The sequence below is a fragment of the [Clostridium] symbiosum genome (genome assembly GCA_036419695.1).
GTDB classification, from domain to species: Bacteria; Bacillota; Clostridia; order Lachnospirales; family Lachnospiraceae; genus Otoolea; species Otoolea symbiosa_A.
In genome coordinates this window covers 2577541-2599181 of the sequence record CP143946.1, presented here as the reverse complement: position 1 = coordinate 2599181, position 21641 = coordinate 2577541, and the positions used below count along the sequence as shown (strand labels likewise).

Below are 21641 nucleotides of genomic sequence, written 5' to 3'. Positions count from 1 at the left end.
TATTCTCCTGCTATTGCTTTTTCTCCATCTCCGTCGTCATCGCGTCAAACTCCGCGGGCGGTTTTGCCGTGAATTCCCGGCCGCTTAAACCGGACAGCGGCTCCTCCATCCGGGACGGCATTACGAGCCTCCAGGCATGGAGCATCTGGGATTTGACACCGTATTTTTCCTTCACGGCGGCATTGAGCCTCGGATCTCCGTATTTGTAATCCCCGGCGATCGGATGGCCGATGGAGGCCAGATGCGCCCTGATCTGGTGGGAGCGCCCCGTGATCAGCTTTACCTCTAAAAGTGTATGTTTACCGTCGCTTAAAAGTGGACGGTACAGCGTCCTGATGGGCAGCGCGTCCTTCTCTTCGTGATTTAAAACCTTTACCTGGTTGGTCTTTTCGTCTTTTTTCAGGAAACCAGAGATTTCCTTCGTCCCATCCACTTTTCCCTTTACGATACAGAGATAGTATTTCCCGATGGTTCTCTCCTTAATGGCCTTCGACATGATTTGCAGGCCGGGAAGCGACTTACCCGCTATGACAATGCCGCTGGTATTTCGGTCCAGCCGGTTGCAGACGGATGGACGAAACTGGCGCATCTCTTCCCCGGTAAGCTGTCCGCTGTCCAAAAGATAATCGATCAGATATTCCACCAGGGATTCGTCACTGTCCTTCGCTTTCTGGGACAGCATTCCGGCCGGTTTATTAATCAGGATAATATCATTGTCCTCATATACCACGTCGAGCTTTGTCTTCTTCACCTTTTGAATCTTTACTTCGGAAAATTTTTCGATCGTTTCGTCGGAAAGAAAGAGCTTCACCTCGTCGCCCTCGGAAAGCTTCTCGGAGCCATCGCATTTTTTTCCGTTCAGGGTGATGTTTTTCTTTCTCAGCATCTTGTAGATAAAACTTTTTCCCGCCAGATTCAGGTACTTGTAAAGCAATTTATCGAGCCTCTGCCCGGCTTCGTTTTTTGTTATTTTTACGACCTGCATCCTCTTTATTTCTCCGTTTCGTCTCTTCTTACTTTACTGTCCGCTTATGTATTTACCGCCGCAGTTTCCTACATGCACAGGCTCTTCATCGTGTTGACGGCGTACTCCACACTTCCGTCGTCCTCGTACTCGGAGGCCGGTTTCAGGCTCTTAAGCCTTTTATCAAATGTGCTCAGTTCCTTAGTGATTTTCATATTCGGATCCAGCCTTTGGGACACCAGGATATCATTTAACGATTTTTCGGCCTCCTGGATATTCACCCTGGGATTGATGCAGTAGGCATAAATGCCGGTCGGATGGACCGCTACGGCGTCCATCGGCAGCACGTAGTCCTTCGTTGTCAGCACCATGTCGTAGAGCATCGGAAATTTCTCTTCATAGACGGAGTATTTTTCATAGAATTCCCTGGACGGTGTCTTGTATTTCATAATCGCCACCAGCGGTGAAGCCAGGTTCGCGGCAGGAAGCACCGTGACGACGGCCATGACGGTCAGAATATTCTTAACCGCCTGGCTGTCCGTAAAATAACGGGCCGCAAGCTGAGCGATAATAAACGCGGCCAGAATCGATATCAGGAAAATATGCTTTCTCTTAAAACTGGTACGGTAGCCGTACTCCCCTTTTTTACTTTTTTTCACTTTCGTTCTCCTCTTCCGGTTTTACCACCTGTTTTGGTGAAATGCATGACATGATTTTAAGAATGAGACTGTGCGGCACGGCCTTGCACATCAGACGGAAACTTTTCATCACAAACCCGTAGACGGAGACCGGCTTTCCCATCAGGCTGTCACGCACCGCCAGCTTCACCACTTTCACCGGATCCGCCATGGTCAGGCGCTTGTAGAGCGGAATACGTCCCGTTGTCTCCGCTATATCGAAAAACTCGGTTTTCACCGGGCCCGGACATACCGCCGTGACATAGATACCGCGCTTTTTAAGTTCCTCACCGAGGGCGCGGCTGTAACTTAAGACAAAAGCCTTGGTCGCCGCATAAACGGCAAAGCCGGGCTGCGGCAGGAAGGACGCCGAGGACGCATACTGGATAATTCGGCTGTTTTTGCTCATATAAGGCAGAACCATATGGGTGACGACGCAGAGAGCCTCGCAGTTCAAGCGCACCATCCCCGTCTCATCCTTTAATGCAACGCTTCCGACGCTGCCTATCTTTCCGTAACCGGAGGCATTCACCAGAATTTTGACATCCGGCTGTTCCCTCCTAAGCGCCTCGGAAAGCTCGGAAAGCTGGGTCTCATCCGTGAGATCAACCGCAAATTTCCGAACCGGGACCGGAAGCTGTTTTTCCAGCTCCATAAGCCGGTCCATTCTTCTGGCAACCAGCCAGATTTCTCCAAAGCCGGCAAAGCGATCCGCCAGCTGTACCGCCGTCTCCCGGCCCATGCCGGAGGAAGCTCCCGTTACTATTGCTATCTTCATTCCGTATCACCTTCCTGATTTTTTATGCACATTCCTGATGGTCTTTTTCTTTACCGGTTTGGCTGCTTTTCCGTCCGGCCTTCTGCCGGCTCTTCCATCCGGTTTCCCATCTTCTTTTTTTCTGCCGTAATTCTGATAACCCGTCTGTCTCGGCCGGATCAGGCACTTTTTATCAAAGCCGATGAGATCGGTTCTTCCGGCTGCCTTAAGGGCCTCCATGACCAGTTCATAGTTCTTGGGGTTCCTGTACTGGATCAGCGCTCTCTGCATTGCCTTCTCGTGGGGATTGGTCGGCACATAGACTTTCTCCATTGTCCTCGGATCGTATCCTGTATAATACATGCAGGTGGAAAGCGTGGACGGCGTCGGATAGAAATCCTGCACCTGCTCCGGCATATAGCCCAGATCCCTCAGATATTCCGCCAGCTCCACCGCCTCCGTAAGCGTCGAGCCGGGATGGGAGGACATCAGATAGGGAACAAGGAACTGTTTCATCCCCAGCTTCTCATTCATCCTCGCGTATTCCTTCATAAACTGCCGGTATACGCTGTTTTCCGGTTTTCCCATTCTCTTCAACACGTTGTCGGAAATATGCTCCGGGGCCACTTTCAGCTGGCCGCTGACATGGTACTGGCACAGCTCCTTTAAAAAGGCATGTCCCGGATCCGCCAGCAGATAATCGAAGCGGATGCCCGAGCGGATAAATACCTTTTTAACCTTCGGTATATCACGAAGTTTTCTGAGCAGCGCAATATAGTCGCTGTGATCGGCGTTTAAATTTTTACATGGTTTAGGAAACAGGCACTGTTTATTCGGGCAGACTCCCGCCTTCATCTGTTTTTCGCAGGACGGGTGCCTGAAATTGGCCGTCGGGCCGCCCACGTCGTGGATATATCCCTTAAAATCGGGGTCCTGTGTCAGAAGCTTTGCCTCCTCCACAATCGATTCATGGCTCCTCGTCTGTACAATTCTTCCCTGATGGAAGGTCAGGGCGCAGAAACTGCAGCCGCCGAAACATCCGCGGTTGCTGATCAGGCTGAACTTCACCTCGGTGATGGCCGGAATCCCCCCCGCCGCCTCATAGGAAGGGTGGTAATTTCTCATATAAGGAAGGGCGTAAACATCGTCCATCTCCTCTTCACTGAGCGGTTTCGACGCCGGATTCTGGATCACGAAGAGATGCTCCCCATATGGCTCCACCAGACGTTTGCCCGAAAAGGGATCCGTATTGGAGTACTGTGTATAAAAACTTTTCGCGTATTCTTTTTTATCCCCCGTCAGATCTTTATAGGAGGGAAGCATCACCTCATCGTACACCGATGCCAGTGAATCGGCCTTGTAGACCGTCCCGTCTATAAACGTAATATCCTTGATATCAATTCCGCTGTTAAGCGCATCGGCAATCTCGACAATGGAGCGTTCGCCCATCCCGTAGGAAAGCAGATCGGCCTGGGAATCCAGCAGAATCGACCGTTTCATTTTCCCCGACCAGTAATCGTAGTGGGCCAGGCGCCTTAAGCTGGCCTCGATTCCTCCGATGATAATCGGTTTCTTTGATATGGAACGTATCAGGTTGCAATAGACAACCGTGGCGTAATCGGGTCTTTTACCCATCACGCCGCCGGGGGTATAGGAATCCTTTGCGCGCCTTTTCTTGGAAACGGAATAATGGTTTACCATGGAATCCATATTGCCGGCCGAAACAAGGTATCCCAGCCTCGGCTCTCCCAGAATCTGGACACTGTCTGCGTCCTTCCAGTCCGGCTGGGCGATAATTCCCACCCGGTAACCGTGTGATTCCAGGATACGGCTGATAATGGCATGGCCAAAGGACGGGTGATCCACATAGGCGTCACCCGTCACATAGATAAAATCACACTCTTCCCATCCGCGTTTTTCCATATCTGCCCTTGAAATCGGTAAATAATCATGTATCATCACATTTTCTCCAATTATCTGTCTGCCTGTGTTTGAAACGTTTCCCTCATAAGCAGTTCCTCATAGTCTTTTATGTAATAGTCCGCCATGGACTGTTTTTCCTGGGTTAAGTCGAGTGAAAATTCATCCTCCACCGCGCAGACCGTCATCCCGGCCCTCTTGCCCGCCAGAATTCCGGCCGGAATGTCCTCAAATACGAGGCACTGCTGTGGAGACACCTTCAGGGTGTCCGATACCTTCAGGTAAATGTCGGGCGCAGGTTTCCCGGCGGCAACCTCGCAGGCCGTCGTCACCACGTCAAAATACGGCTCCACTTTTAAAGAGCCAAGCACCGCGTCCACCATGTCCCGTCCGTTGCTGGTGGCGATTCCCAGCTTGAAACCGCGTCCGCGCAATTCCTTTAAAAACGCCTTTGCCCCCGGTTTGAGCGGCACTTCATGGCGGTATTTATCTATGGACATCTTAACCCAGATATCCTTAATCTCATCGAGTTCCATCGGCAGTGCAAAGCGCTCCTTAAAATAGGCGGCCGTCTCCGAAAAACTCATCCCCTCGATGGCTCTCTGCAGATCGTCGGGGCAGCCGTAGCCGAAACGCCCCAGAAATTCGATGTCAATCGCCTTCCACATCCACATGGAATCCACCAGCGTTCCATCTAAATCAAATATTGCCGCTTTTTTTCCTTCTAACATCGATATACAGCTCCTTATCGTTCATTCTCCTCCGCTCAGCTCTTTCTAAGCGCCTTTAATTCCTCTGCGGTCAAGGGACGGCTCTCTCCCGGTTCCAGTAACGGATCCAGCATCAGCGGCCCCATGGAGAGGCGTTTCAAAAAGACAACCTGTCCTCCGGCTGCCTCAAACATTCTCTTAACCTGATGAAACTTTCCTTCATGGATCGTGAGCCTGGCCTCACAGACCGGTTCCCCGTCTTCTTCATAAGAAGATTCTATCAGAAGTTCTGCCGGAAGTACAGTGGTTTGGTCTGCCAGCGTAATTCCGTTCCTGAAGGCCTCTGTAACGTCTTCCCTCAGTTTTCCCTTAACCTTTGCAAAATAAACCTTGTCCACATGCTTTTTCGGTGACAGGAGTTCGTGGGCCAGTTTACCGTCATTTGTGATCAGCAGAAGGCCCTCCGTATCGATGTCCAGCCGTCCGACCGGAAAGAGATCCTTCCTCTTCGCATCCCCTATCAGGGAAATGACGGTGGGATGCAGGTTGTCCTCCGTCGCGGATACGACGCCCTGGGGTTTATTAAGCATAAAATATTCGACGGAAGAGAAAGCCACTTCCTCTCCGTCCATACAAACGGACACGGCAGCCGGGTCAAATTTATAATCGGACTCCCGGCAGACTGCCCCATCCACCAGCACACGCCCCTTGCGGATTGCCTCCTTCACCTGGCTTCTCGTCCCTTTTTTCATCTCCGCCAGAAATTTGTCAAGCCTGATTGTACCGGCCATCACTGCCACCTCCATCCAGGATAATATTTATTCTTGAGAATGCCGCCCTGGCGTTTGGCAAAACCCAGAGGCCAGCCGTCCACGCAGACCAGGCACCAGCCCTTTCCGGCCGTGACCTCATCCTCCGTAAGCTGGACCGTCTCTCCCTTCAGATAGCGGATTACCCGCTCATCCTCCGAGGCCATATGAAAGCTGTCCTTAAACTGCTCTGCCTTCAGGAACATGGCAAGCGCCTGGGACGGTTCAAAACGGCCTTTTTTCAATTCTCCCAGCAGAAGGCCTGTCCTCAGATAGCGGACATTCTTTAAATACGCCTTCCCCTTCCCCGAAAAGGGCTCCGGCAGATAATATACCGTATCGCCGACCTGATACAGGCGTTCCGGTTCCCAGTCCGCCTTTGTCATATTGAGAAAATCGCGGACCGGTTCCAGCTCTTTCGGCCAGCCATTTCCTCCCCGGGCGGATATTTTTTCCGATTGTCCGGCACCGGCCGGCATATTTTCTTCCCCATCCTTCTTCAGGAGGGCGATAAAATGGCCTTCCCCGCGTATTTTGTGGGGAAACAGCCTTACACACTCCGGTATCCCGATGCCCGGCGCAAATCCTTCCCGCTTTTCAAGCGGCACCGGATGCATATCGCCGTGTTCACTCAACAGGCGCCGGATGGTTCCCTCATTTTCCTTCTCATCAAAGGTACAGGTTGAGTAAAGGAGCATCCCTCCGGGACGCAGCATCTTAACGGCCTCCGTGACAATCCCATACTGGATTTCACTGTAATAATCAGGCCCCTTCTCCCTGTAGCTCTTGACCATATCGCTGTCGCGCCGGAACATTCCCTCGCCGGAACAGGGGGCGTCGATCAGAATCTTGTCGAAAAATTCCCCAAACCGCATCGAAAGCTTCTCCGGCGTCTCGCTGGAGACACAGATATTTCCGGCTCCAAACCGTTCCAGGTTCTTGAGCAGCGCCTTTGCCCTGGAATTGCTGATATCATTGGAAAAAAGGAGGCCCTGGCCCATCAGCTTCGCGGCCAGTTCCGTGCTCTTTCCTCCGGGGGCCGCACAGAGATCCAGGACGCGGTCCCCCGGTGTGACCGGCAGAAGTGACGCCGGTGTCATGGCGCTCGGTTCCTGCAGATAGTAAAGGCCGGCATAATACCACGGATGCCTGGCCGGCTTTAACTCCTTATCATAGTAGAAACCGTTGTCGATCCAGGGCACCGGCGAAAGCTCCCAGCCGCAGGCCGCGGCAAATTCCCCGGGCGGACATTTAAGCCGGTTGACCCTCAGCCCATAGTGGGGAGGCTCCGAAAAACAGGCCAGATACTCCTCAAATTCGTCTTTTAAAAGGCCTCTCATCTTTTCCAGAAAATCAGCCGGAAGTTCTCTGTAGTCCAATTTATAATCTCCTTTATTCACTGTCAGTAATTGTATTTCAATCGGTTTTTTTCCAGATATTTTAATATCCAGTACGGATTTACGCTCAGCTCTTCATAATGATCGGTCCGGATGTAAATTCCCAGATGCAGATGCACGGCAAAATTGCCCACCGTGTTCTCCTGCTTTCCATAGCCGGAATCCCCCATATAGCCGAGCAGCTCTCCCGCCCTCACCTTATCTCCCACCTTTAAATCTCCTGCATAGGAGTAGAGATGGGCATAATAGATGTAAGCGCCCGACGGCGTCCTGATTCCGATCCGCCAGCCTCCCTGTTCCAGCCAGCCCATCTTTTCCACCGTGCCGTCGCTGATACTTATGACGGGATAAAAACCGCGCTCCCGCTCCGTGCCCATGATATCGCAGCCCTCATGTCCCCTCTCTCCGCCGTAAGTCCGCTTCTGTTTCCAGCTGTCCTCATAGACGGGAAAAGGCGTACCCGCCCTCGTGCTCTCCGGGATGGGAAAGTATTTTAAATCCGTAAGGATCACCTCATACGCACCCGCCAGCTTCTTATAAGCGGCCGGCTTCTGCATCAGGGCCATGCTGTTATGATACGTCAAATCCTTACAGTCTGTCAAATCAAATTCATGTTCCAGCATCAGGGATGCTATCTGATCGTAATCCGGGCTTTTCTGCCCGGCAATGGCCGCTCCCAGTTTCATGCTCCTGAAGTCGTCACTCTCCCAGGTATAGGCATTCAACTGGTAAAAGCCAGGGTTCTGCCCCAGCCAGTGAAACATGGTTGTGTTAAAGACGGATAACAGAATGAGAAATATAATGAACATAAGAGAATCGCTTCCGGACATATATTATATAAAACATTCTATTCGGACTCTTATGAAAAAATCCATCCTGCCGGTCATCCCGGTCCTGATCCTGATTTTCCTGCTGATGCATCCGGCCCAGTCCTTTGAGGGAGCCAAGTCCGGTCTTCTGCTGTGGTTTAACGTGGTGCTCCCGACATTACTTCCCTTTATGCTTTGTTCCAGCCTGCTCGTGGCCTGGGGAGGCGTGCCTCTCATCACCCGTCCCTTTTCCCCTCTTTTCAGGCTGCTTCACCTGTCGGACGGCGGAAGCTATGCCCTGATGGCAGGGCTTCTCTGCGGCTACCCGATGGGGGCCAAGACGACCGCCGATTTCCTGAGAGAAGGAAAAATCACGGCAAATGAGGGAAAACGGCTTCTGGCCATCGCAGGCTGTCCCAGCCCGATGTTCGTAGCCGGATATGTCCATTCCCATCTGGATGGTACCGTCCCGTTTTTCTCAGTCGCGTTTTCCCTTTACATACCGGTTATTCTGCTCGGTTTTCTGGTACAGGTTTTCTACAGGGACAGAAACAGGGAACAAAAAAAATCGTCTGCCGTCTATTCCACCGAAGGCAGAAGCGCCGCCTCGCTGCCTGCGGGCACATCTGCGGGTACATCGGCAAATAGATATGCGGGTACGTCCATGGGGGTGTCTGCGGATGTGCCTCCCGCCAAATCCCAGCCCTTTGACGAGATTATGATGTCCTCCCTGGAAATTATGGTCAAAATCGGCGGATATATCATGCTGTATTCCATCCTTGCGCGTTTTATCTGCGGCTCCGGCCTGATCCCGGAACCGGTCAAACCGCTTCTGACCGGTTTTGTGGAAATGACGACGGGAATCGACAATGTCTCCCGCTCGCTGTCCGGCCTGCCCGCTGCGCTTGTAATCCTGTTTTCGGCCGCCTTCGGAGGCCTCTCCGGCGTCTCCCAGACAAATACGGTTATAAAAAATGCCGGACTCTCCATCCGGCATTATGTACTCTGGAAACTGGTTCACGCCAGTCTCGCATGTTTTATTCTTATTCTGCTGTCATCTCTGTAGCCGCAGCCTCACCGTTGTCATCCGGCTCCCTCACAACGCTGCCCGCCAGCTCGTTGCGGTTGGAGGATACAATATCAAAGCTGGACTGCATGGAACTCATATAGGCGTCGAATCTGCCCTGTGCGCCCTCCATGGAGTGCTTAATGATCGTCTGAAGGCTGCGCAGCATATCGTCCGTATACTGTACGGAGCCCTGGCGGATATTATTCGCTTCAATCACGGCACCGTCCACAATTGCCTGGGCCTGGGCATTCGCCTGTTCAATGATGCTGTTGGCCTCGGAATAGGCGCGCTGCATAATCTCATGTTCATTCACCAGTTCATTCGTCTGGGCCGTTGCCTCCGCCACCATGGCATCGGCCTGAGCGCGTGCTTCCTGGAGAATCGCATCCTGGTTGCTGATAATCTTCTGGTACTTCTTGATCTCTTCCGGTATCCTTAAGCGGAGCTCCACAAGCAGCTCCTCAATCTCTTCTTTATTAACAAGAATCTTTGCATTGGACAGCGCCTGATATTTACAACTGTCGATATAGTCTTCAATCTCTGTAATGATCTGTTCAATTCTGCTCATAGTCTTTCTCCTTACTTATTTGCTCCCTGTCACTTTTGCACCGCATATTTCTTTCTCACTTTCTCGGCAACCTCGGGAGCCAGAAAGGAAGAAATATCACCTCCGTACATGGCCACTTCCTTCGCCATGCTGGAGCTTAAATATGCATATTTCAGATTGGTAGTCAGGAACAGTGTGTCTATCTCGGGTGCAATAACCCTGTTCATCTGCGCAAGCTGCAGTTCATACTCAAAATCCGTAATAGCCCTGAGTCCCCTGACGATCACGTTCGCATGATTCCCGCGTACAAAATCAATCAGCAGACCATCAAAAGACTGCACCTCCACATTGCCAAAATGTGAGGTTACATCCCTTAACATCTTAACACGTTCTTCGACAGAAAACAACGGAGATTTTGCACTATTATTCAAAACCCCGACGATGAGTTTATCAAAAATTTTGGAAGAACGCTCAATTATATCAAAATGGCCGAGCGTCACCGGGTCAAAGCTGCCCGGGTAAATGGCTGTTTTCATTTTTAGTTTTCTCCTTTGGTAATGAATAAATGCTTGTTTGTCTTATACACCTTTTCCCGTACAAGTTCAAAGCCAAGCCCAGAAAGATAATCCGTCTCTGTCTCCCTGGATGCTTCCGCAATAATAAGGGTATCCCGGTCAATCAAAGCCGAATGGGCCAGATATTCAAGCACCGTCTTCTCCAGAAGCTGATTGTATGGCGGATCCATAAAAATGATATGAAACGTAAGTTGTCTGTCCTCCAGACGCTTAAGCGCGGTTATCACATCACAGTCCATCACCATTGCCTTCTCTTCCAGACGGGTAGTCTTAAGATTCTCCCTGATACATTCGATTGCCCTTTTATTATTCTCCACCATAACGGCCAGCCCGGCGCCGCGGCTCAGCGCCTCGATGCCGATTGCTCCGCTTCCGCTGAAGAGATCTAAAAAAGTGCAGCCATAAATATCATTCTGCATCATGTTAAATAGCGTCTCTTTAATTCTATCTGTGGTAGGCCTGGTATCCTTACCTTCTATTGTTTTCAAAAGCAGCCTCTTGGCGCTTCCCGATATCACACGCATGGATTCTTTCCCCGAAAATTTTTTTCTCATCTATTATAGTATGTAATTGATTTATATACAAGCAGTATTTCCGAATTCAAAGCTATTTCACGCAAAAATACAGGGCAATGGCAGCATAACATCTGCCGCAGCCCTGTACCTTCGCCGAAAAACTCAGGATTTTCCGTTAATGTCAGTTAAATGATTTATTTACCTGCCATCTGTCTTTCCTGTGCTTCGATCATCTTCTTAACCATATATCCGCCTACAGAACCATTCTGTGCAGATGTTAAGTTACCATTGTATCCGTTTGTTAACGGCACACCAATTTCGTTGGCAACCTCCATTTTGAATCTGTTCATTGCTTCCTTTGCTTCTGGTACGTTTGTGTTGTTTGTAGTAGACATAATAAACGCCTCCTTTTCATCTGTTTTTATTTTGCCCATGCATTTGTTTGTGTGTTTCATGGGCTGTTATTTATGCTACACTCCTATTATGGCTCTCAGATGAAATAATACTCTGATATCTTTTGGAACTAATGGGATTTCCTGCCACCTGTCCAACCGGACGTTTATTTCCTACAATTATAATGGTTTTGTTGAGTGGCAATGAAAAGTTCGCGAAGCGTGCTTTTCGTTGTTTCTGCCTTTTTATTAATAATTTTAAATCTGCTTTTCTTTTAATGAAAGGAATGCGCAGAGATTGCCGCGCCGCTCAGCGCTCCTTCTGTGGGAAAACAAAAGATCCGGATTGCAGTAGGTGCAGATATTGGTCACCGCCAGATTTTCTTTTCTGATTCCCGCCTCCGTTAAAACAATCTCATTGGCCTTCCAAAGATCAAGCTGGTATTTTCCGTCCGGCTTTTTAAGTAAAATTGCATTATGGCATGCTTCATCAAAAGCGCCGCAAAATTCTTCGGCCACTTCCGCTCCCACCTCGTAACAGTCTTTACAGATGCTTGGTCCGACACAGGCGATGATATCCTCCGGCCGTGAGCCGAACGCCTCTTTCATCGCATCCACCGTCACCTGTCCCATCCGTTTCACCGTGCCGCGCCAGCCGGAATGTGACAGGCCAATCGCCCTGTGGACCGGATCCAGAAAATAAAGCGGAACGCAGTCCGCAAAAAACGTAACCAGTGTAATGCCGGGAATATCGGTAATCAGGCCGTCCACATCGCGGTAATCACGGTCCCTCACTACGCCTTTCCCCTCATCCTCCGACGTCACGCGCCTTACATTGGTCGTATGGGTCTGCCAGGTCAGAACCATGCGGTTCATGTCCACACCGAGGGCCGCAGCCATCCTCCTGTAATTTTCCAGCACATCTTCCCGGTTATCTCCTCTTGTAAAAGAGAAGTTCATCGATGCAAAATCCCCTTTGCTCACCCCGCCCAGTCTGGTGGAAAAAGCCTGGGAAACAAGTCCCGTTTTTTCCAGTATGGGAAACGAAAGAAAAGGAACACCCTCCTTTTCTTTCAGCGTCAATACGGTATCCTCCGTCTTTTTCATAAATTCCATTCTTTCAAGTCCTCCTGAACAGAAGCATCACGACAGCCAGAATGCGTCCTTAACCACTCGCACCTCATCGCCCAGAATCGCCACGACATCAAAACGGCAGGGAATATCCTCCCCGTATCCATGGGTCAAAAGGTAATAGCGGGCCGCTCCGGCAATCCTCCGTCTCTTCTTCATGTCCACTGCCTCCGCCGGATCTCCGCTGTACCCTGAGCTTCTGTATTTTACCTCTATAAATACGAGGTATCCGTTATCCTTTGCAATGAGATCAATTTCTCCCGTGCGGCAGCGGTAATTCCGTTCCAGAATTACATAGCCCCGCTCCGTAAGGAAAACAGCCGCCTGTGATTCATGACGGCTGCCTGTCTCTCTGTTATTTTTAGTACCCATTCATTTTAGTCCCTGTTAATCTTAGTTCCCGTTAACCTTAATTCCTATTCATTTTAATTCCTGTTATTTTAAATCCATCTTCGTTAAAAAGCTTCTGCGGTGGATCGGGCAGACGCCGAATTCCCGGATGGCATCCATATGCGCTTTTGTGCCGTATCCCTTATGCTGTGCAAAACCGTATTCCGGATAAAGCTTGTCATACTCTCCCATCATGCGGTCCCTCGTCACTTTAGCCAGTATGCTGGCCGCTGCGATGGAAACGCTTTTGGCGTCGCCCTTAATAATCTTAACCTGCTTTTTCTCATCAATTCCAGGAATGATGACGGCGTCGTTCAGCAGGATATCCGGCTCGGAGGAAAGGGAGGAAACCGCCTGTCTCATCGCCTCATAGGTGGCCTGAAGAATATTAATCTCATCAATGACCGCCGGGCTCACAATGCCCACTCCGTATGTCACCGCTTTTTCCTGAATCTCCTGGAACAGTTCCTCGCGCCGTTTCTCGGAAAGCTTCTTGGAATCATTCAGCCAGAGAATGGTGGCGTCCTTCGGCAAAACCGCGGCTGCCGCCACAACCGGGCCTGCAAGCGGTCCCCTGCCTGCTTCGTCGATTCCGCAGACAATGGAATACCCTTCATATTTGCGCTCATATTCTTTCATCCGGTCCAGGCGCGCTAGCTCCTGCTCAAGCTTCTCACTGCTGATTTTTCTCATCCTTTGTATCTCTCCTGTCTTATCGTTCGGTTCCCTGTCTCTGGTTTCTTAATTTTCTTTAATTCTTATTTATCGTTAATTTCTTAGTCTTCTTTTTCCTGGTCCTCCGGGAATTCAAGCGTAATCCGTCCCAGTTTCCCGCTTCTGAAGTCATCAAACAGGATGTTGGCCGCCTTCTTCGTATCCAGTTCATTCCCCTTTAAAAGACAGGAACGCGCCTTGGCCACCTGTCTAAGGGCCTCATACGGGTCTTCTGAGTCTATTCCGTACCGCTCTTTCAGATTGACGCCGTAATGCTTCATCAGGAATTTAAGCAGTTCTGCGGCCAGCTCTTCTTTATCGATGATCTCGTCGTTGATGGAACCGATAAAGGCCAGTTTCAGCCCCACATCCTGGTCTTCAAAACGGGGCCAGAGAATTCCCGGGGTATCTAAAAGCTCAAGCGTTTTGTTCAGCCGGATCCACTGGTTGCCCTTTGTTACGCCCGGCTTGTTCCCGGTCTTTGTGCACGCTTTTCCTGCAAATGAATTGATAAAGGTGGATTTCCCCACATTCGGGATACCGACTACCATCGTACGGACGGGCCGGTTTAAGATTCCCCTTCTCCTGTCGCGCTCGATCTTCTCACGGCAGGCCTCCTGCACCAGCGGCTGGATTTGTTTTAAACCCATGCCGGATCTTGCATTCACTTTAATAACGTGGAATCCTTTGGCCTGAAACCAGGCCGACCATTTCTCATTATATCTCTCATCCGCCAGATCCGATTTATTCAAAAGAATGATCCTGCCTTTTCCCTTTGCCAGTTCATCGATATCGGGATTCCTGCTTCCAAGAGGAACCCTGGCATCCACCAGCTCGATCACCAGATCGATCAGTTTAATATCTTCCTTCATGGCTCTTTTGGCCTTTGTCATATGGCCTGGATACCATTGTATATTCATCTGTGAATCTCCTTTCAGGCGCCGGAGCGTATCAGCCCGATACGGCGCAGCGGACGTATCCGGAACCAGACCTTTCCCCGAATCTGGCTCTTCTTTACATTTCCTACATTGACAAAACGGCTGTCCTCACTGTTTTCCCGGTTATCTCCCAGAAGAAAGTATTCATCCTCCGCAAGTACCACCGGATTTTCCGCAAGACCTGCAAGCGCAGCCTGTGACAGTCCGTTCTCCGCCTCTATTTTTTCATCATTAATATAGAGAGAACCGTCCTTAATCTGCACCGTCTCACCAGGCAGGCCGACCACTCTCTTAATATTAAATTTCTTATCTTCCTTTTCAAATACTATGATATCGAACCGTTTGATCTTTCCAAACCTGACGGAAAGCCGGTTCATCAAAACCATTTCATCCTGTGAGAGCACAGGTTCCATGGATTGGCCCGTCACTGTAATCTGCGTCCCCATCGAGAATACAACAAACCAGGCAATGGATATTACGACAACGATATCAACAATCCAGTTAACTATCAGCCGCAGGCGGCTGGGTTCTTCGTCTATATGCATTCTTTTCCCCTAACCTGTCGTTATGAACTGCAATAACCTGTCTGCTAAAAAAGGGACAATTTACATTGTCCCTTTTCATTCCAAGAATTATTTAACTAACTCTTTAACTTTGGCAGCTTTACCAACTCTGTCTCTTAAGTAGTTAAGTTTTGCTCTTCTTACTTTACCTCTTCTGATTACTTCAATGTTCTCAACAACAGGAGAATGTAACGGCCATGTCTTCTCTACGCCTACACCGTTGGAATTCTTTCTTACGGTGAAAGTTTCTCTTGAACTGCCGTTCTGTCTCTTGATAACAGTTCCTTCGAAAATCTGAGTTCTCTCACGGTTTCCCTCTTTGATTTTAGCAGATACTCTTACTGTATCTCCTACATTGAAGCTCGGAACAGTTGCTTTCAACTGAGCAGCTTCGATATTCTTGATAATTTCGTTCATCCTAGTGAACCTCCTTTAAAATCTTTGATGTTCTTAATACATTCCGTAACAGAGGACCATCTCTTTATTTCACAGTTTATTATGATACCATATATTGGGGTGGAATGCAAGCGTTTTTTGAGAAATGAGAACGCCGCCGGGACGGTCGGGGGGCGGGATGGTGAGAGGTAGGTTATGATTCTTCAGTCCCGGCTTGAGTTTAGTCGCGGGTGGGGAATCCGGGCAGAAAAAGTTCCTGCGGGAAACGCTTGCGCTCTTTGGAGTACATAACGGACACTAACCTCGAAAAGACCTCGGTAAGTGCCGATGAACTCCCAGGTTCCCTCCGGAATCATTTTCTCCCTCCTCCCCCACAGGAAGGTTATGGCCCGGGACTGAAGACGCGAAGGTTTTCGCCATCCCGAATCCCGGCCTGCGGCCGCTGAATTGTTCTCTTCCTTCAAAGGGGAAAAGGGAACTGTCGCTGCCACTACGTTTACTCCAATCCCTGGGGAATGACTCCTGCTCATTCTAAATTCTCTACTTAAACTCTCTATCTGAAAGACAGAATCCTCTTTCAATTCCGTCTTAGACATCTCTTTCATATAATCTGAAATGCCGACAAAACGAAAAATCTCAATCAAAAAAAACTCAATCGCTATTCATGAGTTTACATTCTACAAAGCATTTCTATACATTTTCACATAAAGATACCTAAATCCAAATCGACCGGCACGAAACAGCGTTTTATTCTGTCACTGCATATCACGAGGCATTTACCATAACAGCCCAGCTCCGTATAAATATCGCCACTACGTAGTGGTCGCGACAATACCTCCTCCCCACTTGACGAAAGAGACAATCAGCCCCTGAAGATGACGGACGGGGCAACACCCTTCGCTGAGTCTTCAGTCCCGTCGATAACCTGCCCGGGGAAGGAGGAGAAAAACTTTCCGAAGGGAGACCTTGAAGCCCGCCGGTGCTTGGCGAGGTGTTTTCGAGCCTAGCATCCGCTGTGCGCTTCACAAGCGCGAGCGTGTCCCCGTAGGAATTTTTTTCTCCGGATTCCCCCCTCACCACACACTAAACACCGGGACTGAAGACTCATATACACCAACCCACTCCCCCGTCCGCCATCTTACAGAGGCGTCCTCACCTCTCAACTGATATGTAATGACTTTTGTCAAGTGTAAATTGCGGAACTTCACCACATACTTTTATTTTTTGTTTCTGAAGACATCTGGAAAGAGCTTCGGAGTGTCAGTTCCCGGCATTGGCCACTCTGATATTCGTGGATTGGTTACCTACAGGTCAATGGTCCGCCGTGGGCTCTACCGTCTAATTGCGTGGATCACAAATATTTGTGCCTACATAGTTGAGGCGTAGATAGCCCGAACCTTGAAATGGCCGAAACCCTTTCAAGATGTCTTCAGTTGTTACTTTGGATTGTGGCTAGATGTATGTGGCGCTAGCCAGCTTACATCGGCTTGTTTACCCGCTACTGTAGCGGGCGGTTACTGTCAGGGCCCTGACGCCGCAGGCGGTGCGCAGCAGCCTTGACCGGAGCCGCACGGTGCTGTAACCGTATCAGGCTATGTGATCCGTCATCATTCCCCACATGAAACAGGCCAGTTCCCTTGCGATTGCTGTTTTTGCTACATTGCTGCGCTTGTTCTGTCCAAGCACCATTTTGTAATAGCGCCGCCTTAGGCGCTCATTGGCCTTGTCTGCGTAAGCAATCACCTGTGGTGTATTTCCACTCTGGCGGGCTTTTAATTCCCTAGACTTGTATCCGATTTGCCCACGGCTATAACTCTGCGCCGCTTCAACCAGCAACCGGCGCACGTGGGTGTTCCCTGCCTTGGTGATGCCAAGCCTCTGTCGTCCGTCCCCGCTGGAATCTTCGCCTGGTACCAGCCCCAGGTACGATGCAAACCGGTCTGCTGTCGCAAACCGCTTGAAATCGCCAACCTCCACTATGACAGACAAGGCGGTCTGGGTTTTGACGCCAAGTAAACAGGTGAGCTTTTTGACATCTTCCCGATATTCCTCCCTGGACCCAAGCTCCTCAATACGCTGCTCAAGACGCTCCAGTTTATTGCTGAGCTGATCGAAGGTCAACAGATATTCGTCGAGAATCTCCTTGTACAGGCCATCCGGGGTCAATGCCCTGAGCCATTTGATATGGGTTTGAGTCCAGTGGCTGCCGCCTCTCTCATAGCGATAATTATGGCGCAAGCAGAATGCCAGGATCTGCTGCTTTATCTTTTTAAGCGCCAGCTTGTGGTCGGTTCGCATCCGGAGATATTCCTTGATTTCTTCATCCTGCTCCGTAGGGACATGGACCGGGCTATAATTATGCTGGGCCAAGCAGCGGCCAATCAGGGCAGCGTCGCGTTTGTCTGTTTTTATTTTTTTCTTCCCACGCTTCTGTAACATGGTAGTCGGAGCGAGGATTACGCAGTTAACATGATGTTCCGTTAACTGATGATATAAAGTGAAGCCGAGACAGCCAGCCTCATAACCGCATATGAAATACGCATCCTTTCCGTAAATGGTACGCAGAAACTCGAGATATTTTAGGACTTGTTTGTAATCCGATTCGACTTTCTGGACATGGGACGCTTTGTCTTCTTCGATTGTGAAGCTGCAAAGTGAAAAACTTTCCTTATGAACATCCATTCCTACGTAAACTGTGTTATAATTCATTTGATGACCTCCATTTGTATGCGGTAATCCCTGTTACCTTTGTTCTTAACAAACTTTAGTATACAGGTAAATCCACGAATTTACAAACTGGGGGTCATTACTTATTGTCTAATCCTCCCCTTTAAGCTGCGCCAGATACAACGCCTCCTTCTTCGATAAAACAGCATCTTCAAGCAGTTCTGGCCTGCGCTCCAGTGTGCGTTCTATGGATTTCCTGCGCCGCCACTCGTCGATGTTTTTATGATGGCCCGACAAGAGCACCTCCGGTACTTTTTTGCCCATAAACTCCTCGGGCCTTGTGTACTGTGGATACTCCAGCAGATTGTCGTGGAATGATTCAAATTCCGCGGAGACGTCGTTATTCAGCACTCCCGGCACCAGCCTTGAGATGCAGTCTATCATGACCATGGCGGGCAGTTCGCCGCCGGTAAGCACATAATCACCGATAGAGAGATAATCCGTCACGACAAGTTCCAGAACTCGCTCGTCGATTCCCTCATAGTGGCCGCAGAGGAATACAAGTTCATCCTCCTGCGCCAGCTCCTCGGCAATTTTCTGGTTAAATACCCGCCCCTGGGGTGTCATATAGATGACTCTCGGCCGCTTTCCGATCTTTCCGGCCAGATCCTCACAGGCCGCGTAGATCGGTCCGGGCTGCATCACCATTCCAGCTCCGCCGCCATACGGATAATCGTCCACATGATGATGCTTGTCCGTGGAATAATCCCGTATATTGACGGCTTCCACCGATATCAGGCCGTTTTCCATGGCCCGGCCGGTAATGCTGGTGTTAAGCCCTCCCATCACCATCTCGGGAAACAGCGTTAGAATATGAAAATTCATAAAATTATGCTCCTTAAAAATATCCAGATATTATAAATCCAGGAGGCCGTCCATAATATGAACCGTCACCTTTCCCTCGTCCAGGTTTACATCCAGAATACACTCCTTGATGGATGGGAACAGGTATTCCTTCCCATCATTGCCGTCGATCACATAGACGTCGTTGGCGCCGGTCTGGAGAATATCCTTCACCGTACCAAAATCCACCCCTTCATCCGTGACCACCTTAAGACCGATTAAATCTATAATGAAATTCTCGTCCGGCTCAAGCTTAACCGCCTGATCCCTGGAGACGAGAAGATCTTTTCCCTTATACAGTTCCATATCGCTGATATTGTCATAGCCCTTGAATTTGACAATGACCATATTCTTATGAAATTTCACCTGTTCTACTTCCATGGGAATACGTTCTTTTCCCGTGTCGAGCAGCACTTCCTTCAGTTTTTTAAATCTGTTTGCGTCATCGGTTGTAGGAAATACTTTTACCTCTCCTTTAATTCCATGGGTCGAGGAGATAACACCCACCCGCAGAAACTGTTCCATCCTGCTTCCCTGTCCTTTCCGTGCGGCAGGCTGCAATCCCGCCGTTGTCATATAGAAAAATCCCGCTTTATTAGGATTCTTTGCCGTATCAAAAGAAAAGCCGTCTTCCCCTGCAGGCCGGCGGCTTTTACGTTACTGAATTTCTACAATAACTTTCTTATCATCTTTGGAAGCTGCTGCTTTTACAACAGAGCGGATTGCCTTGGCAATACGTCCCTGTTTACCGATCACCTTTCCCATGTCTGAGGCGGCAACCTTAAGCTCAACTACAATCTCGTCATCTTTCTCCGATTCTGTAACTGCAACTTCGTCTGGGTTTTCAACCAGTGCTTTTGCGATCACTTCAACTAATTCTTTCATACCAATTCACCTCACAGGCCAGGCTGCTAATTGTCACTGCTCCCAGTCCTGCAAAAACGCAGTCCTGCGAACAGCAACTCGCTTCGCGATGCACAGAAACTGCAAGATGCAGTTTCGCGCCGTCAGACTCGGGATTTTTATACGCAACGCGCATAAAAACACCCTGCGGGACTGCGTGCCCCGCTTAATCGGGTATAACGGCTGTGAATAGTAAGTGATTACTGGATGCCGGCGATTTTTAAAAGTTTACCAACAGTTTCGGTTGGCTGAGCACCTGTAGATAACCACTTTTTAGCTGCTTCCTCATCGATCTTGATTGTGCTTGGCTCTGTGTTCGGATCATAGTAACCAATCTCTTCGATGAATCTTCCGTCTCTCGGGGATCTGGAATCTGCAACAACAATTCTATAGAAAGGAGCCTTCTTCTGACCCATTCTTTTCAGTCTCATCTTTACCATTTTACTTTCACCTCCTTGGGTTAATTCTGTATAGATAATGCTTATGCATCATACTAACTGGTTTTAAAACGGGAATTTCATCTTCCCGAGCATGCCGCCAAGACCACCGCCGCGGCGTTTGCCGCCTCCCATCATTCCGGGAAGCTGTTTCATCATCTTCTTCATCTCGCCGAACTGTTTCACCATCCGGTTTACCTCGGCAATGTCCACGCCTGCGCCATTCGCAATGCGCTTTTTCCTGGAGGGGTTGATGAGATCCGGGTTCTTTCTCTCTTCATCCGTCATGGAGAGGATAATCGCCTCGACTCTTCCCATCGCCTTCTCGTTGCCGTCCAGATCCACGCCCTTTAACTGGTTCATCCCCGGCATCATCGTTAAGATGCTGGACATGCCGCCCATCTGCTTAATCTGGCGCATCTGATCCAGGAAATCATTATAGTCAAACTCGGCCTTTTTAATCTTTTTGCTGAGTTCTTTTGCTTTTTCTTCATCCATCACGGCTGCGGCCTTGTCGATAATCGACAGCACATCGCCCATACCGAGTATCCTGGATGCCATCCTGTCAGGATAGAACTGCTCTAAATCGGAAAGCTTTTCTCCCATGCCGACGTAAAGAATCGGTTTGCCGGTTACGGCTTTAATGGATAGGGCCGCACCGCCTCGTGTGTCACCGTCCATCTTGGTCAGAATAACGCCGTCGACGCCGATCTTGTCGTTAAACATTCCGGCTACATTGACCGCATCCTGTCCCGTCATGGCATCAACTACGAGAAGTGTCTGGTTTACATCCACGTTCTCCTTGATTTCCACCAGCTCATTCATCATATCTTCATCGATATGAAGACGTCCGGCGGTATCGATGATTACCACATTCTGGCCGTTCTTTGACGCATGCTCGATTGCCGCCTTTGCAATGTTCACCGGCTTGTGGCCCGTACCCATGGAAAAGACAGGCACTCCCTGCTTCTCACCGTTCTTCTGAAGCTGTTCAATCGCCGCAGGACGGTATACGTCGCAGGCCGCCAGAAGGGGATTTCTTCCCTTGGCCTTAAGCTTGCCCGCTATCTTGGCCGTGGTCGTCGTCTTACCGGCTCCCTGAAGGCCGGCCATCATGATAACCGTAATCTCATTGCTGGGTTTTAAAGCAATCTCCGTCATCTCGGAACCCATCAGTTTCACGAGTTCGTCGTTGACAATCTTTATTACCATCTGCCCCGGATGTAGGCCGTTCAGCACATCGGTGCCCACCGCCTGTTCCTGTACAGAATTGATAAACTGTTTTACGACTTTAAAGCTTACATCGGCCTCGAGGAGAGCCATCTTGACTTCCTTAAGCCCCGCTTTAACGTCCGCTTCCGATAAGCGTCCTTTTCCCGTCAGGTTTTTAAAAACGTTCTGCAGTTTGTCTGCCAAGCTTTCAAAAGCCATTCAAAACCCTCCGTTCAAGTCAGGCAG

Annotated in this window: 25 protein-coding genes; 1 reads left to right on the top strand and 24 read right to left on the bottom strand. The window is 49.6% G+C overall.

Features of this window, described 5'->3' with window-relative positions:
- Positions 1 to 10: 10 nt before the first annotated feature.
- From V3C10_11985 to V3C10_11950, 8 genes are all read right to left on the bottom strand, one after another.
- Positions 11 to 985 (bottom strand): RluA family pseudouridine synthase, encoded by a 975-nt coding sequence (locus V3C10_11985; protein WVP64489.1) that lies wholly within the window; start codon positions 983 to 985, stop codon positions 11 to 13.
- Positions 986 to 1053: 68 nt separating this feature from the next.
- Positions 1054 to 1623 (bottom strand): O-linked GlcNAc transferase-like protein, encoded by a 570-nt coding sequence (locus tag V3C10_11980; protein ID WVP64488.1) that lies wholly within the window; start codon positions 1621 to 1623, stop codon positions 1054 to 1056.
- Positions 1610 to 2419, bottom strand: a complete 810-nt coding sequence (locus tag V3C10_11975) for an SDR family NAD(P)-dependent oxidoreductase (GenBank protein WVP64487.1) — start codon at positions 2417 to 2419, stop codon at positions 1610 to 1612. Before V3C10_11975 ends, V3C10_11980 begins: the two co-directional genes overlap by 14 nt.
- A 6-nt stretch (positions 2420 to 2425) precedes the next feature.
- Positions 2426 to 4357 (bottom strand): YgiQ family radical SAM protein, encoded by a 1932-nt coding sequence (locus V3C10_11970; GenBank protein WVP64486.1) that lies wholly within the window; start codon positions 4355 to 4357, stop codon positions 2426 to 2428.
- A gap of 14 nt (positions 4358 to 4371) precedes the next feature.
- Entirely contained in the window at positions 4372 to 5049 is a 678-nt protein-coding gene (locus V3C10_11965) for an HAD family phosphatase (GenBank protein ID WVP64485.1), read from the bottom strand.
- A gap of 35 nt (positions 5050 to 5084) precedes the next feature.
- Positions 5085 to 5819, bottom strand: a complete 735-nt coding sequence (locus V3C10_11960) for a pseudouridine synthase (GenBank protein ID WVP64484.1) — start codon at positions 5817 to 5819, stop codon at positions 5085 to 5087.
- Positions 5819 to 7216 carry an RsmB/NOP family class I SAM-dependent RNA methyltransferase gene (locus tag V3C10_11955; GenBank protein ID WVP64483.1) on the bottom strand — a complete coding sequence of 466 codons (1398 nt, stop codon included), beginning with the start codon at positions 7214 to 7216 and terminating at the stop codon, positions 5819 to 5821. Before V3C10_11955 ends, V3C10_11960 begins: the two co-directional genes overlap by 1 nt.
- Before the next feature lie 23 nt (positions 7217 to 7239).
- On the bottom strand, positions 7240 to 8043 hold the full coding sequence (locus tag V3C10_11950) for a M23 family metallopeptidase (protein WVP64482.1): 804 nt from the start codon (positions 8041 to 8043) through the stop codon (positions 7240 to 7242).
- Here V3C10_11950 and V3C10_11945 point away from each other — a divergent pair.
- Positions 8036 to 9109 carry a nucleoside recognition protein gene (locus tag V3C10_11945; GenBank protein WVP64481.1) on the top strand — a complete coding sequence of 358 codons (1074 nt, stop codon included), beginning with the start codon at positions 8036 to 8038 and terminating at the stop codon, positions 9107 to 9109. The two genes, V3C10_11950 and V3C10_11945, sit on opposite strands and share 8 nt — an antisense overlap.
- On the opposite strand, the gene V3C10_11940 is transcribed toward V3C10_11945, so the two are convergent.
- The 16 genes from V3C10_11940 to ffh all read right to left on the bottom strand — a co-directional run bounded on the left by V3C10_11940 (position 9087) and on the right by ffh (position 21614).
- Positions 9087 to 9680 carry a vacuolar family H+-ATPase subunit H gene (locus tag V3C10_11940; GenBank protein WVP64480.1) on the bottom strand — a complete coding sequence of 198 codons (594 nt, stop codon included), beginning with the start codon at positions 9678 to 9680 and terminating at the stop codon, positions 9087 to 9089. The genes V3C10_11945 and V3C10_11940 overlap by 23 nt on opposite strands.
- A gap of 29 nt (positions 9681 to 9709) precedes the next feature.
- Positions 9710 to 10195: a pantetheine-phosphate adenylyltransferase gene (gene coaD, locus V3C10_11935; GenBank protein ID WVP64479.1), complete on the bottom strand. Its 486-nt coding sequence runs from the start codon at positions 10193 to 10195 to the stop codon at positions 9710 to 9712.
- 2 nt (positions 10196 to 10197) lie between these two features.
- Positions 10198 to 10788, bottom strand: a complete 591-nt coding sequence (rsmD, locus tag V3C10_11930) for a 16S rRNA (guanine(966)-N(2))-methyltransferase RsmD (protein ID WVP64478.1) — start codon at positions 10786 to 10788, stop codon at positions 10198 to 10200.
- Positions 10789 to 10943: 155 nt separating this feature from the next.
- Entirely contained in the window at positions 10944 to 11147 is a 204-nt protein-coding gene (locus V3C10_11925; GenBank protein WVP64615.1) for an alpha/beta-type small acid-soluble spore protein, read from the bottom strand.
- Positions 11148 to 11399: 252 nt separating this feature from the next.
- Positions 11400 to 12257, bottom strand: coding sequence for a peptidoglycan editing factor PgeF (gene pgeF / locus V3C10_11920; protein WVP64477.1), 858 nt, complete (start codon positions 12255 to 12257; stop codon positions 11400 to 11402).
- 27 nt (positions 12258 to 12284) lie between these two features.
- Positions 12285 to 12644 carry a YraN family protein gene (locus V3C10_11915; protein WVP64476.1) on the bottom strand — a complete coding sequence of 120 codons (360 nt, stop codon included), beginning with the start codon at positions 12642 to 12644 and terminating at the stop codon, positions 12285 to 12287.
- A gap of 63 nt (positions 12645 to 12707) precedes the next feature.
- Positions 12708 to 13355 carry a ribonuclease HII gene (locus tag V3C10_11910; protein WVP64475.1) on the bottom strand — a complete coding sequence of 216 codons (648 nt, stop codon included), beginning with the start codon at positions 13353 to 13355 and terminating at the stop codon, positions 12708 to 12710.
- An 83-nt stretch (positions 13356 to 13438) separates the two neighbouring features.
- The gene (gene ylqF, locus V3C10_11905; GenBank protein ID WVP64474.1) at positions 13439 to 14296 is read right to left on the bottom strand and encodes a ribosome biogenesis GTPase YlqF; all 858 of its coding nucleotides are present in this window, start codon (positions 14294 to 14296) and stop codon (positions 13439 to 13441) included.
- A 14-nt stretch (positions 14297 to 14310) separates the two neighbouring features.
- Positions 14311 to 14859 (bottom strand): signal peptidase I, encoded by a 549-nt coding sequence (lepB, locus tag V3C10_11900; GenBank protein WVP64473.1) that lies wholly within the window; start codon positions 14857 to 14859, stop codon positions 14311 to 14313.
- Between the two features lie 87 nt (positions 14860 to 14946).
- Entirely contained in the window at positions 14947 to 15294 is a 348-nt protein-coding gene (rplS, locus tag V3C10_11895; protein WVP64472.1) for a 50S ribosomal protein L19, read from the bottom strand.
- 1566 nt (positions 15295 to 16860) lie between these two features.
- On the bottom strand, positions 16861 to 17982 hold the full coding sequence (locus tag V3C10_11890; protein WVP64471.1) for an IS110 family transposase: 1122 nt from the start codon (positions 17980 to 17982) through the stop codon (positions 16861 to 16863).
- A 108-nt stretch (positions 17983 to 18090) separates the two neighbouring features.
- Complete coding sequence (gene trmD, locus V3C10_11885; GenBank protein WVP64470.1) at positions 18091 to 18825, bottom strand: tRNA (guanosine(37)-N1)-methyltransferase TrmD; 735 nt, start codon at positions 18823 to 18825, stop codon at positions 18091 to 18093.
- A 30-nt stretch (positions 18826 to 18855) separates the two neighbouring features.
- The gene (gene rimM, locus V3C10_11880; GenBank protein WVP64469.1) at positions 18856 to 19368 is read right to left on the bottom strand and encodes a ribosome maturation factor RimM; all 513 of its coding nucleotides are present in this window, start codon (positions 19366 to 19368) and stop codon (positions 18856 to 18858) included.
- 132 nt (positions 19369 to 19500) lie between these two features.
- Positions 19501 to 19728: a KH domain-containing protein gene (locus V3C10_11875; GenBank protein ID WVP64468.1), complete on the bottom strand. Its 228-nt coding sequence runs from the start codon at positions 19726 to 19728 to the stop codon at positions 19501 to 19503.
- A 218-nt stretch (positions 19729 to 19946) separates the two neighbouring features.
- Positions 19947 to 20186, bottom strand: coding sequence for a 30S ribosomal protein S16 (gene rpsP / locus V3C10_11870; GenBank protein ID WVP64467.1), 240 nt, complete (start codon positions 20184 to 20186; stop codon positions 19947 to 19949).
- A 63-nt stretch (positions 20187 to 20249) separates the two neighbouring features.
- Entirely contained in the window at positions 20250 to 21614 is a 1365-nt protein-coding gene (ffh, locus tag V3C10_11865) for a signal recognition particle protein (GenBank protein WVP64466.1), read from the bottom strand.
- Between the last annotated feature and the right edge of the window lie 27 nt (positions 21615 to 21641).

Excerpts from the sequence above, each read along its gene's own strand:
- V3C10_11985 (WVP64489.1), bottom strand. The coding sequence starts at position 985 with ATGCAGGTCGTAAAAATAACAAAAAACGAAGCCGGGCAGAGGCTCGAT.
- V3C10_11975 (WVP64487.1), bottom strand. The coding sequence starts at position 2,419 with ATGAAGATAGCAATAGTAACGGGAGCTTCCTCCGGCATGGGCCGGGAG.
- V3C10_11970 (WVP64486.1), bottom strand. The coding sequence starts at position 4,357 with ATGATACATGATTATTTACCGATTTCAAGGGCAGATATGGAAAAACGC.
- V3C10_11965 (WVP64485.1), bottom strand. The coding sequence starts at position 5,049 with ATGTTAGAAGGAAAAAAAGCGGCAATATTTGATTTAGATGGAACGCTG.
- V3C10_11960 (WVP64484.1), bottom strand. The coding sequence starts at position 5,819 with ATGGCCGGTACAATCAGGCTTGACAAATTTCTGGCGGAGATGAAAAAA.
- V3C10_11945 (WVP64481.1), top strand. The coding sequence starts at position 8,036 with ATGAACATAAGAGAATCGCTTCCGGACATATATTATATAAAACATTCT.
- V3C10_11950 (WVP64482.1), bottom strand. The coding sequence starts at position 8,043 with ATGTTCATTATATTTCTCATTCTGTTATCCGTCTTTAACACAACCATG.
- V3C10_11940 (WVP64480.1), bottom strand. The coding sequence starts at position 9,680 with ATGAGCAGAATTGAACAGATCATTACAGAGATTGAAGACTATATCGAC.
- coaD (WVP64479.1), bottom strand. The coding sequence starts at position 10,195 with ATGAAAACAGCCATTTACCCGGGCAGCTTTGACCCGGTGACGCTCGGC.
- rsmD (WVP64478.1), bottom strand. The coding sequence starts at position 10,788 with ATGAGAAAAAAATTTTCGGGGAAAGAATCCATGCGTGTGATATCGGGA.
- pgeF (WVP64477.1), bottom strand. The coding sequence starts at position 12,257 with ATGGAATTTATGAAAAAGACGGAGGATACCGTATTGACGCTGAAAGAA.
- V3C10_11915 (WVP64476.1), bottom strand. The coding sequence starts at position 12,644 with ATGGGTACTAAAAATAACAGAGAGACAGGCAGCCGTCATGAATCACAG.
- V3C10_11910 (WVP64475.1), bottom strand. The coding sequence starts at position 13,355 with ATGAGAAAAATCAGCAGTGAGAAGCTTGAGCAGGAGCTAGCGCGCCTG.
- ylqF (WVP64474.1), bottom strand. The coding sequence starts at position 14,296 with ATGAATATACAATGGTATCCAGGCCATATGACAAAGGCCAAAAGAGCC.
- lepB (WVP64473.1), bottom strand. The coding sequence starts at position 14,859 with ATGCATATAGACGAAGAACCCAGCCGCCTGCGGCTGATAGTTAACTGG.
- rplS (WVP64472.1), bottom strand. The coding sequence starts at position 15,294 with ATGAACGAAATTATCAAGAATATCGAAGCTGCTCAGTTGAAAGCAACT.
- V3C10_11890 (WVP64471.1), bottom strand. The coding sequence starts at position 17,982 with ATGAATTATAACACAGTTTACGTAGGAATGGATGTTCATAAGGAAAGT.
- trmD (WVP64470.1), bottom strand. The coding sequence starts at position 18,825 with ATGAATTTTCATATTCTAACGCTGTTTCCCGAGATGGTGATGGGAGGG.
- rimM (WVP64469.1), bottom strand. The coding sequence starts at position 19,368 with ATGGAACAGTTTCTGCGGGTGGGTGTTATCTCCTCGACCCATGGAATT.
- V3C10_11875 (WVP64468.1), bottom strand. The coding sequence starts at position 19,728 with ATGAAAGAATTAGTTGAAGTGATCGCAAAAGCACTGGTTGAAAACCCA.
- rpsP (WVP64467.1), bottom strand. The coding sequence starts at position 20,186 with ATGGTAAAGATGAGACTGAAAAGAATGGGTCAGAAGAAGGCTCCTTTC.
- ffh (WVP64466.1), bottom strand. The coding sequence starts at position 21,614 with ATGGCTTTTGAAAGCTTGGCAGACAAACTGCAGAACGTTTTTAAAAAC.